This is a genomic window from Paracoccus sp. R12_2 (genome assembly GCF_017744015.1).
GTDB lineage: Bacteria > Pseudomonadota > Alphaproteobacteria > Rhodobacterales > Rhodobacteraceae > Paracoccus.
This window is the reverse complement of the sequence record NZ_JAGHRA010000008.1, coordinates 91,289-105,787: the sequence shown is the minus strand read 5'-3', so window position 1 is coordinate 105,787 and position 14,499 is coordinate 91,289. Positions and strand designations below refer to the sequence as shown.

The 14,499-nt window shown below is 61.9% G+C and carries 14 protein-coding genes; 7 read left to right on the top strand and 7 right to left on the bottom strand.

Annotated features, from left to right (window positions below; genetic code table 11):
- Window positions 1-79 precede the first annotated feature (79 nt).
- The 3 genes from J7359_RS11365 to J7359_RS11355 all read right to left on the bottom strand — a co-directional run bounded on the left by J7359_RS11365 (window position 80) and on the right by J7359_RS11355 (window position 4,064).
- Window positions 80-1,378, bottom strand: a complete 1,299-nt coding sequence (locus J7359_RS11365) for a Xaa-Pro peptidase family protein (RefSeq protein WP_209056761.1) — start codon at window positions 1,376-1,378, stop codon at window positions 80-82.
- A 90-nt stretch (window positions 1,379-1,468) separates the two neighbouring features.
- On the bottom strand, window positions 1,469-2,275 hold the full coding sequence (locus J7359_RS11360; protein WP_209056760.1) for an SDR family oxidoreductase: 807 nt from the start codon (window positions 2,273-2,275) through the stop codon (window positions 1,469-1,471).
- A gap of 10 nt (window positions 2,276-2,285) precedes the next feature.
- Window positions 2,286-4,064 carry an extracellular solute-binding protein gene (locus J7359_RS11355; RefSeq protein WP_209056759.1) on the bottom strand — a complete coding sequence of 593 codons (1,779 nt, stop codon included), beginning with the start codon at window positions 4,062-4,064 and terminating at the stop codon, window positions 2,286-2,288.
- 252 nt (window positions 4,065-4,316) lie between these two features.
- On the opposite strand from J7359_RS11355, the gene J7359_RS11350 reads away from it, so the two are divergent.
- The 7 genes from J7359_RS11350 (at window position 4,317) to J7359_RS11320 (ending at window position 10,811) form a co-directional block, all read left to right on the top strand.
- A complete protein-coding gene (locus J7359_RS11350) occupies window positions 4,317-5,270 on the top strand; it encodes a sugar ABC transporter substrate-binding protein (RefSeq protein ID WP_209056758.1) in 954 nt (317 codons plus the stop codon).
- Between the two features lie 198 nt (window positions 5,271-5,468).
- On the top strand, window positions 5,469-6,443 hold the full coding sequence (locus J7359_RS11345; RefSeq protein WP_209056757.1) for an ABC transporter permease: 975 nt from the start codon (window positions 5,469-5,471) through the stop codon (window positions 6,441-6,443).
- Between the two features lie 11 nt (window positions 6,444-6,454).
- The gene (locus J7359_RS11340; protein ID WP_209056756.1) at window positions 6,455-7,447 is read left to right on the top strand and encodes an ABC transporter permease; all 993 of its coding nucleotides are present in this window, start codon (window positions 6,455-6,457) and stop codon (window positions 7,445-7,447) included.
- A complete protein-coding gene (locus J7359_RS11335) occupies window positions 7,444-8,955 on the top strand; it encodes a sugar ABC transporter ATP-binding protein (RefSeq protein ID WP_209056755.1) in 1,512 nt (503 codons plus the stop codon). Before J7359_RS11340 ends, J7359_RS11335 begins: the two co-directional genes overlap by 4 nt.
- Complete coding sequence (locus J7359_RS11330; RefSeq protein ID WP_209056754.1) at window positions 8,955-9,824, top strand: NAD(P)-dependent oxidoreductase; 870 nt, start codon at window positions 8,955-8,957, stop codon at window positions 9,822-9,824. The genes J7359_RS11335 and J7359_RS11330 overlap by 1 nt, the downstream gene beginning before the upstream one ends.
- Entirely contained in the window at window positions 9,821-10,582 is a 762-nt protein-coding gene (locus J7359_RS11325; RefSeq protein ID WP_209056753.1) for a ThuA domain-containing protein, read from the top strand. Before J7359_RS11330 ends, J7359_RS11325 begins: the two co-directional genes overlap by 4 nt.
- A 61-nt stretch (window positions 10,583-10,643) precedes the next feature.
- The gene (locus J7359_RS11320) at window positions 10,644-10,811 is read left to right on the top strand and encodes a hypothetical protein (RefSeq protein ID WP_209056752.1); all 168 of its coding nucleotides are present in this window, start codon (window positions 10,644-10,646) and stop codon (window positions 10,809-10,811) included.
- 131 nt (window positions 10,812-10,942) lie between these two features.
- Here the strand turns inward: J7359_RS11320 and J7359_RS11315 are convergent, their stop codons facing one another.
- From J7359_RS11315 to J7359_RS11300, 4 genes are read right to left on the bottom strand one after another with little or no spacing between them, the layout of a single operon-like run.
- Window positions 10,943-11,476 carry a gluconokinase gene (locus J7359_RS11315; RefSeq protein WP_209056751.1) on the bottom strand — a complete coding sequence of 178 codons (534 nt, stop codon included), beginning with the start codon at window positions 11,474-11,476 and terminating at the stop codon, window positions 10,943-10,945.
- 24 nt (window positions 11,477-11,500) lie between these two features.
- Window positions 11,501-12,820, bottom strand: coding sequence for a TRAP transporter large permease subunit (locus J7359_RS11310; protein WP_209056750.1), 1,320 nt, complete (start codon window positions 12,818-12,820; stop codon window positions 11,501-11,503).
- A gap of 6 nt (window positions 12,821-12,826) precedes the next feature.
- Complete coding sequence (locus tag J7359_RS11305) at window positions 12,827-13,393, bottom strand: TRAP transporter small permease (protein ID WP_209056749.1); 567 nt, start codon at window positions 13,391-13,393, stop codon at window positions 12,827-12,829.
- Between the two features lie 57 nt (window positions 13,394-13,450).
- Window positions 13,451-14,461 carry a TRAP transporter substrate-binding protein gene (locus J7359_RS11300; protein ID WP_209056748.1) on the bottom strand — a complete coding sequence of 337 codons (1,011 nt, stop codon included), beginning with the start codon at window positions 14,459-14,461 and terminating at the stop codon, window positions 13,451-13,453.
- Window positions 14,462-14,499 lie beyond the last annotated feature (38 nt).

The following is a 14,499-nucleotide window of genomic DNA, read 5'->3' as shown; positions in this document are numbered from 1 at the left end:
CCATGAGGGGCGAGGGCGTCGCGCCCCCGCACCCTCTGTTGAAAACACGTCCCGGCCGGAAACGGCCGGGCAACGACGGTCAATACCGGTTGGCGATCGGCAGTTCTTCGGCCGGAAACAGCGAGATCACCTCGACGCCGGTATCGGTCACAACCACCTCTTCCTCTATCCGGGCCGCGGAATACCCGTCGGCCGCGGGGCAATAGGTTTCCAGCGCGAAGACCATGCCGGTCTGGATTTCCATCGGGTGATCCAGAGACACGGCGCGGCTGATGATCGGCCGTTCATGCAGCGCAAGCCCAAGCCCGTGACCGAATTGCAGGCCGAATGCCGCGTCCTCGTTCGGAAAGCCGAATTCCTCGGCCTTGGGCCAGACGGCTGCAACCTTGTCGGTGGTGACACCCGGCTTGATCATCGCGATCGAGGCGTCGATCCATTCGCGCGCCTTCACATAGGCGTCGCGCTGCGCGGGCGTCGCACGGCCGATGTTGAAGGTCCGGTAATAGCAGGTCCGGTACCCCTGATAGGATTGAAGGATGTCGAAGAACGCCTGATCGCCGGGCCGGAAATAGCGATCGGTGAAGTTGTGGGGATGCGGATTGCATCGTTCGCCGGAAATCGCGTTGATCGCCTCGACATCGTCCGAGCCCATTTCATAGAGCATCTTGTTGGACAGCGCGACGATGTCATTCTCGCGCACGCCGGGCTTAAGTTCCTCGTAGATCATGTGATATACGCCATCGACCATGCTGGCCGCCTGGGTCAGCAACTGGATCTCGTCCCAGTTCTTGATCTCGCGCGCCGCCAGCATGATCTGCTGACCGTCGACCACGTTGATCCCCTCTTCCCGCAGCGCGTGGAACATCGCCGTTTCGGCGTAATCCACGCCCACCGGCATGTCGGCCATGCCTGCATCGCGGATCAGGCCCGCGATCTGCCTGGCATATTTGCGCATCAGCCCGAATTCCGGAGGGATCGTGCCGCGCATGCCCACGACTCCGGCAAGGCAGTGGTCAGGCTCCAGCCAGTCGGAATATTTCTTGTGATGCATGGCTGCAGAGCCGAAATCCCACACATATGGGCTGTCGTCCCCGGTCAGCAGGCAGAAGCGACACATCTTGTCGCGTTCCCATTCGCCGATCTTCGTCGCGCTGACATATCGGATATTGTTGACGTCGAACAGCAACAGCGTACCGGCGTTGGACGCTTTCAGGGCCTGACGCGTGCGGGCAAGGCGATAGCGGCGCAACCGGTCATGGTCGATCCGGCGTTCGAAATCGACCGAGGTGTGCCCCCAGGCGGGCAGACGACCTTCCCACCGCCAGTTCGGTTCAAGGTCTTGCGGCGTCAGAAGATTGGGCATCAGGGCGCGGGACATGAAAAATCCTTTCATCGGGCAGGCCGACGCCCGCCCCGGTTTAGGGTCTGTCTGTGGATGGATGGCCGGCGCGCAAGCCGGCCTGACGGGTCACTGGATGCACCAGCCCCCGTCGATATGGATCATCTGGCCGGTCATGTAGTCGCTTTCGGGGCTGACCAGGAACGCGGCGGTGCCCTTCACATCATCTGGATAGGAGACGCGCTTGATCTGCAGGGCATCGCGGACGATGTCTTCGTAGGCCTGCCCTTCCTTGTCCTTGAACCCGATATCGACCAGATCCTTGTCAAGCTGTTCCCACAGTGGCGTCACCACGACGCCCGGCGCATAGCCGTTGACGGTGATGTTGTGTTCCGACAGCGCCACCGCGCCGCAATGGGTCAGTGCAAGGCAGCCGTATTTCGAGGTGCAGTAGACGGTCACGTCGACCAGCGGCTTTCGCGAGGCGATCGAACCCACATTGATCAGCTTGTAGGGATAGTCCTGCTTGCCCTGCCGGATCATCTGGCGCGCGGTTTCCTGCATGCCCAGCCACATCGCCCTGGTGTTCACGTTCATGATGAGGTCCCAGTTGTCCTCATCGATGTCCATGAAGAACCGCGGCTTGTTCAGTCCGGCATTGAACAGCCCGACATTGATCAGCCCGAATTCCTCGACCGTCGCCGCGACGGCGGCGGCATTGTCCTCGCGCTTGGTGACGTCCATGCGGACCGCGATCGCCTTGCCGTTACCGGCCTGATTGATCTGCTGCGCGATCTCTTGCGCCGCATCCAGATCCAGATCCCCAAGGCAGACATTCGCGCCCTGCTCGGCGAAGTGCTGGGCATTGGCGGCACCCATGCCGCGGCCGGCGCCGGTGATCAGAATATTCTTGCCCTTCAGGCGATTGGGGTCCATCGGATCCTCCCTAGGTAAGCGGTTTTCTCAGGATTTCCTCGGCGCGGGCCTGCGCGCGCGCCAGGGAGTCTGCGGGCGGCGCGATGCCCCGCAGCATGTCGTGCAGTTCGTGACCGCAGATGCGGATGATGTCGGAAATCTGCGGGATGGGCGGACGCGGCCAGAACTGCAGCTCGTCGCGCCACGACATCTGATCCACGGTTTCGAAAATCGCCGACAGGCCGTGCACTTCCGGATCGGCGCCCACCGAATAGCGGGGGGCGGTGCGGCTGCCATTCTGCGCATACAGTTTCTGCGCGGCGGGCGAGGTAAAGGCGATCAGCGCCTCGACGGCACCCGCAACGCGATCCTCGGCAAGATTTGTCGGCACCGCCAGGACGTACCCGCCCACGGGGGCGATCGGCGCCCCCTCGGGCCCGTGCGGATGCGGCAGGTAGCCTGTGTTGCCGTGTGCCGGGCAGGTTTCGTCCAGTTCGAAATACGGCGCAAGCAGCGTATAGCCATAGGCCATCGCAACCTTTCCGGACGCGAAGGGGCGGACGCGTTCATACCACGACATGGACAGGATATCGGGGGGCGAATAGTCCATCAGGCGGACAAGATATTCCGCCGCCGCCAGCGCGCGTTCGGAATCCAGCCGCGGCCTGAACTCTTGCCCTTCCAGATGGTCGGCATCGAAACCGCCCGCCGTCCGGGGCAGATCGATGATCGGCTGCCCGAACGCGGCACAGGTCATCATGAAGGTGTGGCCAAGTGCCGTGCCCCGCGCGGCGTTCCACGCGACACCATATTGGCCATTGCGCGAATCGTGGAAATGACGCGCGGCGGCGATCACGTCGTCCGTCGTCCGCGGCGGTTCCAGTCCGGCCTTGGCGAACATGTCCTTGCGATAGAACATCAGTTCCGGCGTGGTCTGGCTGGGCACGGCATAGGGCACCCCATCCCAGTGCGCCGCACGCCAGCCAGCCGTATGGAAGTCGCTGGGGTCAAGCCGCGCGACATCCATGATGCGATGCAGCGGCTGGATCAGCCCCTTCTTCACGAATTCGCCGACCCAGGGCAGATCCAGCGCGATCAGGTCATAGCGGCTCTTGCCGCGTTCTGCATTGCGCAGCGCCTCTTCGCGCAGCCTGTCGATCGAGAAGGCGCGCTGATGAATATCGACGCCGATGATCTGTTCGAACTGCCGCTTGAGATGATCCATGACCATGAAGGTCGGATCGCCATGGACAAGGATGCGCAGCCCGCCGGGCATCTTCAACGGCGATTGCAGCACATGCGGCGGCGGGATCATTGCCTTGCCCGGAACATAGGTGCCACCGAAGTAATAGTCCTCGTGGGCGCGGTCGGGCTGGCCGCCGGCAAACGTCGTGCTGCCGATCCGGTCAATACGATCCGCCAACTGGTTGAAGCGTTCCAGCAGTGCGGGGCTGGGATGCAGCGAGAAGCTTTTTCCCGATTTCGTGCGCGGTCGCTGTTCGATCAAACCCGCGGCTTGGATATCGTGCAGCTTTCGCACGGCGGTCGCATAGGGCACGCCCGCCGACGCCACGATGGATGACGCAGACACCAGCCGTCCCTCGATATGACAGCGCAGCAGGTGCAGCACCATGTTCAGATGCGGGTTCGGCGTATTCGGCTCTAACGCGGCTTCGATCTCTCCGCCGAGTTCGGCCAGGAACGCCACGATCCGCGACAGCTCGGCACCGGCAGGCTTGGATGCGCGCCGCTCGGACGTGGCCGTCCGGGCTTGTCCATATCGGATATTCTGGGCGAGTTCCTGTTGCATGGCGTCTTGCGGCGAAGCCTTTCCCTTGCTGGTTGTGTGCTTTGTCATCGTCGTGCCTTCCGTTTTGATCCGGTTTGATATTCGGTCGATACGTGGTTTTGATCCATTCTGGACATCAGATTATCCAGAATGAACAAGAATGCGTGTGCTAGTTGACCCTGAATGGCGCTGGATTGGGGCAGGTCGCGGCGGATGATTCCCCAAACGGAGCGCCGGGCGAGAGAGAAAGAAAATTCAGGGAGGAGATGAGGAATGAACCGCACCATCAAGGCGATGCTGGCCTGCAGCGCAGCGATGCTGGGCACGGCGGCCGCAGCCGAAACCATGACGATCGGAATCACGCAGAACAATGTCGGCGTGGACAGCTATCAGACGACCTACGAGAAGGCGTTCATCGAGGCCGCCGAGGCCAATCCGGATGTCGAGGCCGTCGTCCTGGACGCAGGCGGCGATGTCGCTCGCCAGATCGCCCAGATCGAGGATCTGATCCAGCAAGAAGTTGATGCGATCATCATCTGGCCGACCAACGGAGAGGCCGTCATCCCCGCCGTGCGCAAGGCCGAGCAGGCCGGGATTCCGGTCGTCATCACCAATTCGAACATCGCCGAGCAGGGCTTCGATTTCGTCAGTTCGTTCTCGGGTCCCGACAACATCACCCAGGGCGCACGCGCGGCCGAAATCATGTGCGACAAGTTCAAGGAGATGGGCACCGACACCGAGGCGCAGATCGTCCAGATCAGCGGCCAGCCGGGCTATACCACCGCCATCGAACGCGCCAAGGGCTTCGAGGATCGGCTGCCCGAGGTCTGTCCCGACGTGACCCTGCTGGAATCCCAGCCCGGCGACTGGAACCGCGAGAAATCCCAGCAGGTCATGGAAGCGTTCCTGGTCAAGTATGACGACATCGACGGGGTCTATGCCGGCGATGACAACATGGGCGTCGGCGCCCTGAACGCCGCAAAGGCCGCAGGTCGCGCGGGCGATATCATCTTCGTCGGCGCGACCAATTTCTCGGTCGGATACGAGGCGATGGAGGCCGGCGAATACTGGGGTTCCATCTACCAGTCGCCCGTCGACGACGCCAAGGCCGCGCTGCAAACAGCCATCGATATCCTGGGCGGAAAAGAGCTGCCGTTCCTGAACTACTTCGACACTCCGAAGATTACCCAGGACAACATGGCCGAGTTCGACAAGCCCGTCTTCTGATGTTCCTCGGGCATGTGCGGTGCCATGATCCATGGCACCGCACATGTTTTGACCGTCGCTGCGACCCTGCAGCGCCGGACGGCCGGTTCGCGCACCTGACGCAATCCAGAGGCGGGTCAATCCTGTCTGGCAAGACCAAGGGGACCGGTGGAACATTGCTGCGGCAGGGATGCCGAGAGACGATAACGGGAGGAGATAATGTCAGCGATGACACGACAAGGCGTGGCCAAGTTGCTTGCGCGACAGGGCATTCTGGTGGCGTTCGTCCTGTTCATGGTCATATTCGCCATAGCCAATCAGCGATTTCTGGCCATCGACAACATTTCCGGGGTGATCCGCTCGTCCGCGATCCTCGGTGTGATGGCGCTTGGCGTGACCTTTGTCGTCATCGGCGGCAATCTGGATCTGTCGGTCGGGTCCATGATGTCCTTTTCGACGATCGTCGTTCTGGATCTGCACGACAAGCTGGGCCCGACACTGGCGATCCCCGCCATGTTCGGGCTGACACTGCTGCTTGGCGCCTTCATCGGCGTCCTGGTCGGATATCTGAAACTGAATTCCCTGATCGTCACGCTTGGGATGCTGTCGGCGATCCATGGCCTGACGCTGACATGGTCGGGCGGAAAGAACATGGACATCGCCGACAAGGAAGCCACCTGGTTCAGCGTCTTCGGACAGGGCGACATTGCCGGAATCCCCGTCCCGATCCTGATCTTCGCACTGCTGGCCGGGGCGCTCAGCCTTACGCTTGGGCGAACGCCCTTCGGCCGCAAGGTCTATGCCGTGGGCGGCAACGGCGTCGCGGCGACGTTCTCGGGTGTGCCTCGCGCCCGGGTCGTCTTCTTCACCTACCTGATTTCCGCTTTCTGCGTGGCAACGGCAGGGCTGATCCAGGCCAGCCGCTCGCTTGGCAGCCAGAACACCGTGGGTCAGGGGATGGAACTTGAAGTCCTGGCCGCTGTCATCCTGGGCGGCGCCTCGCTTCTGGGCGGATCGGGCACAGTGTTCAAGACGGTGATCGGCGTTCTGATCCTGGGGTTCATCCAGAACGGGCTGCTGCTGGTAGGGCTGGAATTCTACGCCCAGTACATCGTGACCTGGATCATCATCATCCTGGCCGTCTGGCTGGACATCGCCGCCAAACGCGGCCGGCTGTGGTCGTCGATCGCCTGAGGAGGGGAACCATGACTAAGGAAAACCTAATCAAGCAGGGCGCGATCTGGGCATTCATCGCGGTCGAGTTGATCTTCTTCACGATGATGGGTGAGATGCTGTCCGTCACCAGCAAGTCGTTCATGGATTTCGAGAACATGCTGTTGTTGCTGAAACAGTCGGCACCGATCGGGATCATCGCGCTTGGCATGACGATCATCATGGTCAACGGCAATATCGACCTGTCCGTCGGCGCGACATTCGCCCTGTCAGCAGTGGTCCTGCTGGACAGTTTCTCTTGGCCGTTCATGGCCGCGATCGGCGACTGGGCGATCCTCCTTGCGTGGTTCTTCGCGCTGGCGACCGGCCTGATTCTGGGCGCGATCAACGGGCTGATCGTCTGGAAAACCGGCGTTGATGCCTTCATCGTCACGCTGGGGTCGATGCTGGGCTATCGCGGTCTGGTCTTCATGTATAACGGCGAACAGCCAACCAGCCACCTGAACTGGACGCTGGTCGATTTCGCCGAGGCGCAGTTTCTGGGCCTGCACACCGCGACATGGTTCCTGCTTCTGACGGCTTTGGGGTTGTGGCTGCTGATGACCAGAACCGTGCATGGCCGAAACGCCTATGCGATCGGCAACAATCGCGAGGCGGCGGTGAATGCAGGCATCCGTGTCGGTCCGCACTTCCTGATCAACTTCATGCTGATCGGGTTTCTGGCGGCCCTGTCGGCGGTGGTGTTCTATTCGGAAAGCGGCTCGGTGAACCCCAATGACGGGACGCTTTACGAATTATGGGCGATTACCGCCGTCGTGCTGGGCGGCACCAAGCTGACCGGCGGCTACGGCTCGATCGTGTCGACGCTTGGCGGGGTCATCGCGATCCAATTGCTGCGCAAGGGCCTGGGCCATATCGGCGCGGACACCGAAACGGTCAATCTGGTGATCGGCCTCATCCTCATCACAGTGCTGTTCCTTGACCGGCAACTGAACCGTCAGGGCAAAGAGGAACTGAAGACATGAACAACGATATCCCGATCCTGCGACTGGAAGGCATCGTGAAGACGTTTCCGGGCGTCCGCGCCCTGGACGGTGTCAGCTTCAACGTGTTGCCTGGCGAGGTTCATGCCCTGATGGGCGAGAACGGCGCCGGAAAATCGACGCTGATGAAGGTGCTGGGCGGCATTCACCAGCCCGACGAGGGCCGCATCCTGATCGCGGAAGAGCCGGTGGTGATGACGTCGCCGATTCAGGCCAAGGCCAAGGGGGTGGTCTTCATCCATCAGGAACTGAGCCTTGCGGACGAATTGAGCGTGGCCGAGAACATCTTCCTTGGCGAACTGCCACGCAAGACTTTCGGGCGGGTCGACTGGACCCGGCTGTATGCCGAAACGGATGCGATCCTGAAGACGCTGAATGTCGGCTTCAATGCCCGCACCCGCGTCGGCGACCTGTCGATCGCAAACCAGCAGATGGTAGAGATCGCGCGCGCCCTGACCGTCGATCCACGCGCCGTCATCTTCGATGAACCCACGGCGTCGCTGACGGACGCGGAAAAGGTGGTGCTGTTCGACGTGATCGCCGATCTGAAAACCCGAGGAGTCGGGATCATCTATATCTCGCACCGCATGGAAGAGATCTTCAAGATCACCGACCGCATCAGCGTCCTGCGTGACGGCGAATATCGCGGCACGCTGGTCACCGCCGAAACCGACGAGGACGAGGTCACCCAGGCGATGATCGGCCGCAGCCTGGATCTGACGCGCAGCCCGTTGCAGCACGAAATGGGCGACATCGCGCTGGAAGTGCGCGGCCTCGGATGCGGAGCATTGTATCAGGATATCAGCTTTACGGTCCGCAAGGGCGAGGTCGTCGGTTTCTACGGGCTGGTCGGTGCGGGGCGCACCGAGATCGCCGAAACCATCTTCGGCCTTCGCGCACCGTCCGCGGGCAAGATCCTGATGAACGGTCAGGAAGTCCGGATCGGATCACCGATCGAAGCGATCCGACTGGGCATCTCGCTGGTCCCCGAGGATCGAAAGGGGCAAGGCCTCGTTCTGGGCATGAGCTGCCGCGACAACATGACCCTGCCACAGGTGGACGACATGACCGCGGGGCCGTTTCTGGCCAACGGCGCAGAGGTGGCGATCTTCGATCAGTATCGGGACAAGCTGGACATCCGCACGCCGGGTTGGCGGCAACAGGTCGGCAATCTGTCGGGTGGAAACCAGCAGAAGATCGTGATCGGCAAATGGCTGTCGATGCATCCCGAAGTCCTGATCGTGGACGAACCGACGCGCGGCATCGATGTCGGCAGCAAGTCCGAGATCCACAACCTGATCCGCGATCTGGCCGCGCAGGGCTATGCCGTCATCGTCATCAGTTCCGAGATGCCCGAGGTTCTGCATGTCTCGGACCGGATCGTGGCCATGCATCACGGCCGGATCACGCGGGAATTCACCTCGGACGAGGTGACCGAGGACAGCCTGATCCAGGCGATTTCCGGCATCGCATCCGACAAGGTGGCGTGATGCGGATAGGTTTCGCCGGTCTGGGACGGATGGGCGCCTGCATGGTCCGGAATCTGGCGCTTGCAGGGCATGATCTGACGCTGTGGAACCGCTCGGCCGGCAAGGCGCGCGACCTGGCCCAAGCACTGGGATGCAGGACGGCCGCGACGCCTGCGGCCCTGGCCGCGGAGACCCAGATCGTGGTCACCATGTTGGCGGACGATGCCTCGTCGCATAAGGTTCATGCTGGTCAGGCGGGGCTGTTTTCAGGTCGCGGCGCGCAGATCTTCATTGAAATGGGCACGATGAGCCCATCGCATATTGCGGAACTGGTCGAAACCGCCCCGTCCAGCACGCTGGTGGTCGACGCGCCGGTGTCGGGCGCCACGCAGGCGGCGGCGGATGCACAGCTGCTGATCATGGCCGGCTGCACCGACGATCAGGCCAGGCCGCTGATGCCGGTTCTTAACGCAATGGGTCGTCACACGATCTGCCTGGGCAGTTCCGGCGCAGGCGCGGTGATGAAGCTTGCCGTGAATTCGCTGATCCACGGCATCAATCAAACGCTGGCCGAAGCCATGACCTTGGCCGAAGCGGCGGGTATCGCGCCTGCGACCGCCTTCGACGTGATCGAGAACAGTGCCGCCGCCGCGCCGATGCTGTCCTACAGACGGCCGCTGTATCTGGACGAGACCGCGCATGACGTCACCTTCACCGTTGCGCTGGCGCGCAAGGACATGGAGGTGACGGCCGCGCTGGCAGCCAGTCTTGGCACGTCGATGCCGCAGGGACAGGTGACGCTGGACATGCTGCGACGCGCAGAAACCAAGGGCTATGGCGCGCGCGACATGGCCGCGATTCTGGATTTCATCAGGAAGGAGCCGACATGAAGGCCGCACTTTTCGTGGGCGGATGGGAAGGCCACGCACCAACCGATTTCGCAGACTGGTACAAGACACTTCTGGAAGCGAACGGGTTCGAGGTGGTCGTCTTCGACACGCTGGAACCGCTGGAGCGTCCAGATGATCTGGCGGATCTGGACCTGATCACTCCAATCTGGTCATCCGCGCGATCCGGGCATCGCGAGGAATTCGGCAATATGACGAAGTCTCAAGAGGACGGTCTGCTGAAGCTGATCGCAGCAGGCTGCGGACTGGCGGGATGGCACGGTCATATGGGAGACGCATTTCGCGACCGACCAACCTATCATTTCCTGATCGGCGGTCAGTTCGTCGCCCACCCGCCCGGCTGGCCCGACAACCTGCAACCGGCCGAGGATTACATCGACTACGACGTGACCATCTGCCAGCCCGACCATCCTGTGGTGCAGGGAATCCGCAGTTTCCGCATCCGGTCCGAACAATATTACATGCTGACAGACCCGTCGAACAACGTGCTGGCGACCACGACCTTCTCGGGCGATCACCTGTGGTGGATCGAGGGAACGGTGATCCCGATCACATGGACCCGCCGCTGGGATCGCGGCCGGGTGTTCTACTGTTCCATCGGTCACGAACTGAACGACCTGAAACTGCCGCAGGTGACCGAGATAATCCGCCGTGGTGCGATCTGGGCGGCAGAAGGGAAAGAAGCCGCCCGTTCGGCCCTGACACCTGAGCGCGAGCAACGAACGGCAAGTTTCGCCTGACAGATACGCGACCGCAGACCATGTCGCCGCGTCGGTCGAATTGCCTCGTCTTCCGCAGTTCATGCGACGGGAAACGAGGCTGTCATGCCCGGAACGGCTGGACAGTTCCGATGGTCAGGGCATCGGACTTGCCATCGTCTCGGATACCCTGGACGCGGGAGAAACGATGAACATGATCAATGCGCGGACAGGTCTGAAAGTCACGGTGTCGATCCCGCGCGCAGATTGATCTCGGTGCGGGGATATTCCTTGGGCGACCACACCCCGCGTTCCGGAATGCACAGCAGGCTGGGATGGTCCTTGCAAGCTGCGTTTATTCGGTTGGTCGGTCGAGCAGCGTTCGCGCCAGAGAACTTCTTCTCAGGCTTTTGCCTGCAACAATGCGGCCATCGCCCTTTCGGTCACATCTTCAAGCTGATCGCTCATATCCAGACAGATCGCGCGCTCGTGCGGCAAGGGTGGCTGCAACGTGCTGATCTGCGAATCCAGCAGCGCGGGCGGCATGAAATGCTGCCGTTCCGACATGCGTTTGCGGATCAGGTCTGGCGGTGCCTCCAGCATGATCAGCCGCAGCGGGCCGATCCTTTCGCGCAGGAAATCACGGTAGCTGCGCTTGAGCGCGGAACAGGTGAACACGGTCGGCCGGGCCGCGCAGGACGCCTTGACCGCGGTCGACAGGGCCGAAAGCCATGGCATCCGCATCTCGTCGGTCAGGGCGCGGCCCGCGCTCATCGCGGCCTGGTTTTCAGCCGGATGATAGTCGTCCCCTTCGATGAACACGGCCCCGATCCGATCGGCCAGCGCGCGGGCGAATGTCGACTTGCCGACTCCGCTTGGCCCCATGACCATCACGCACAGCCCGGCGGGGACGGTCCTGGGTTCAGCGGCGCCCATCCTTGGTTTCTCCTCTGGTCTCGTTCAGCGCCCGGTAATGCCCGGAAACGCGATCAGCAGCGATACTGCCAATATCTGAAGCGCGATGAAGGGCAACAGGGACCGGAAGATCATTCCCAGCGAAATATCGGGCGGGGCGACCGATTTCAGGTAGAAGGCTGCGGGGCCGAATGGCGGCGACAGGAAGCTGACCTGCATGTTCATGCAGAACAGAACGCCGAACCAGACCGGGTCCATGCCCAGATCGGTGATGATCGGCACAAAGATCGGCATTGTCAGAAGCGCGATCCCGACCCAGTCGAGAAAGGCGCCCAGGATGAACAGGATGCCCATCATCACCAGCACGATCACCGTCGGATTGTCCGAAATTCCGGTGATGAGGTTCGACACGAAATCGACGCCGCCCATGAGGTTGTAGACGCCGACGATTGCAGTCGCGCCGATGCCGATCCAGACGATCATGCCGACCGTCGCCAGTGTCTGAATGGCCGCGTCTCTCAGCAGTGCATAGGTGAATTCGCCGCGCAGGATCGTGGACAGCACCACCCCGCCGACACCGATGGCCGAGGCCTCGGTCACCGATGCGATGCCGCCATAGATCGACCCCAGCACCATCACGACCACAAGGATCGGCAGCGCCAGCCCCTTCAGCAGCCGCATCTTTTCCTCGCGCGGGACCGGCGTCGGATCAACGTCCGGCACCGCACCCGGCGTCAGATAGGCGCGCGCCAGGATATAGGCACAATAGAACATGGCCAGCATGAAGCCCGGCAGGAACGACGCCGTGAACAGGTCGCCGATCGAGACGTTGGCCGTCAGCCCATAAATGATCAGCACGATCGACGGCGGAATCATGGTGCCCAGAGAGCCGCCGGCACAGACGACGCCGATGGCAAGGCTGCGATCGTAGCCAAGCCGCAGCATCTGTGGCAGCGCCAGCAGGCCCAGCAGCACGATCTCGCCGCCGATGATGCCCGACATGGCTGCAAGGATGACCGACACGAAGACCGTCTGGATGGCGACACTGCCCCGGACCCGCCCGGCGAACAGCTTCATGGCGTCGAACAGGTCGCGTGCGATCCCGGATCGGTCCAGGATCGCTGCCATCAGCACGAACATCGGAACCGATACGAACACGAAGTTCATCACGAAGGAATAGACCCGGCTGGTGATCAGCGGGATCGACATCGGGCCGAACCACCCCAGCGCGAAGATCAGCGCGACCAGCAGCGTCACGAAGGCAAGCGGCATCCCGGTCAGAAGCAGCACGACCAGCATGCCGAACATGACCGCCGTGCCCCATTCGATGCCCAGGGACTGCAGATTGAATCCAAGCTCGATCATCGTTGGTTATCCTTTGGCCCGGCGGGCGTAGTTCACGGCAAGGATCAGGAACTGCACGACCAGCAGGATCATGATCACGAAGATGAAGATCTTGATCAGTGCGGGTGTCGGCGGGCTCCAGGCGCTGCCGGTCGTTTCCAGGCGAATGTCGCCCGACGGCGCCCAGACGGCGCGCGTGACCATGTGCCATGCGGCATAGGCGAAGAAGCCCGAGGCGACCGCAGAGATCACGGAAATCACGATGTCGAAGATCCTGCGCGCGCCCGCGGGCAGGACGTCATAGATCAGCACGACCCGGATATGGCTGTTGCGGCTGGTGCAGTACAGCCCGCCAAAGGTGAACGCCAGGCCGCACAGGAAGACCGTCGTCTCATGCGCCCAGATCGTCGGGCTGTTCAGCAGATAGCGCATGAACACCTCGTACAGAAGCACGGCGGCCGAGATGACGATACCGGCGGCAAAGACATAGGAGATGCGATCCACCATTCGCCCCATCAGCCCGGATTCAGGCGGGATGTGGCTGGTGGGCGTGCCGATCGCGGCAATGTCGATCTGTTGATGATCTTCGGTCATGGGCGTTCCCCGGAATGAAAAGGCCGCCCCGCGAAATCGGGGCGGCCCTGAACAGGCTTATTCCAACATGCCCTTGTCGTTCAGATAGGCGATCAGGGTGTCATAGACCTGCTGCGCCATCGGCGATTGACCGGCAATCTTCTGCCATTCCTCGGTGCCCAGCTTACGGAACTTGGCTCGCTCTTCGTCGGACCAGTTGTGAACCGTGATGTTGGGATCGGCCTCGGCCTCTGCCAGCGCCTTTTCGTCGGCGTCACGGTTGCCTTGCAGCTGGGTCTGCTGGAATTCCTTTACCGTATCTTCCAGCAGCGTCTTCATATCGTCGGGCAGCGCGTCCCACTTCGCCTTGTTCATCGACACTTCGACCAGCGGCAGCGAATGGAAGCCGGGATAGACCGGATGCGGCGCGGTCTCGTTCAGGCCCTGTTGCTGGTTCACCGAGAAGACCGAATAATCGGCCGCATCAACGACGCCCTTGTCCAGCGACGTATAGACCTCGGATGACGGCAGGTTCACCGGCGAGGCACCGGCCGCCGCGAACACGTTGGCGATCGGCCCTTCGGGCGTGCGGACCTTGACGCCCTTCAGGTCGTCAACGCCCTCAAGCGGCACGCGCGACACGAAAGCCTCAAGCCCGGGCGTCGAGACGCCGATGAAGTGCAGGCCATAGCTGCCAAGCAGTTCCTGCATGATCTCCTTGCCGCCGCCATTCTCGACGAAATCGATCATCTGTTCGGGATCGGACCAGGCCCCGACCGGGTTCGAGATCAGGCCGAAAGCCGGGTCCTTCCCGGCCCAGTAGGAACTGTCGCAGATCTGACCGTCCAGGATACCTGCGGCGACGGCGTCCAGCGTTTCGTTGTATTCGACGACCGAGCCCACGGGCAGCATCTCGATCTGGATCTTGCCGTCCGACCGCTCGGCAACCAGCTCGGTCCAGCCTTTCTGGAACTCGTAGTTCGGGTTGCCAGCCGGATCCGACGACTGGAACTTGAAGCTGTATTCCTGGGCAGCGACACCGCTGGCCGTCAGGATAAGGGCCATCGTGGCCGCATGGATCAGTTTCATCTTAGTCCTCCCTGTACTTCAGATGTTTCTGGATTTGT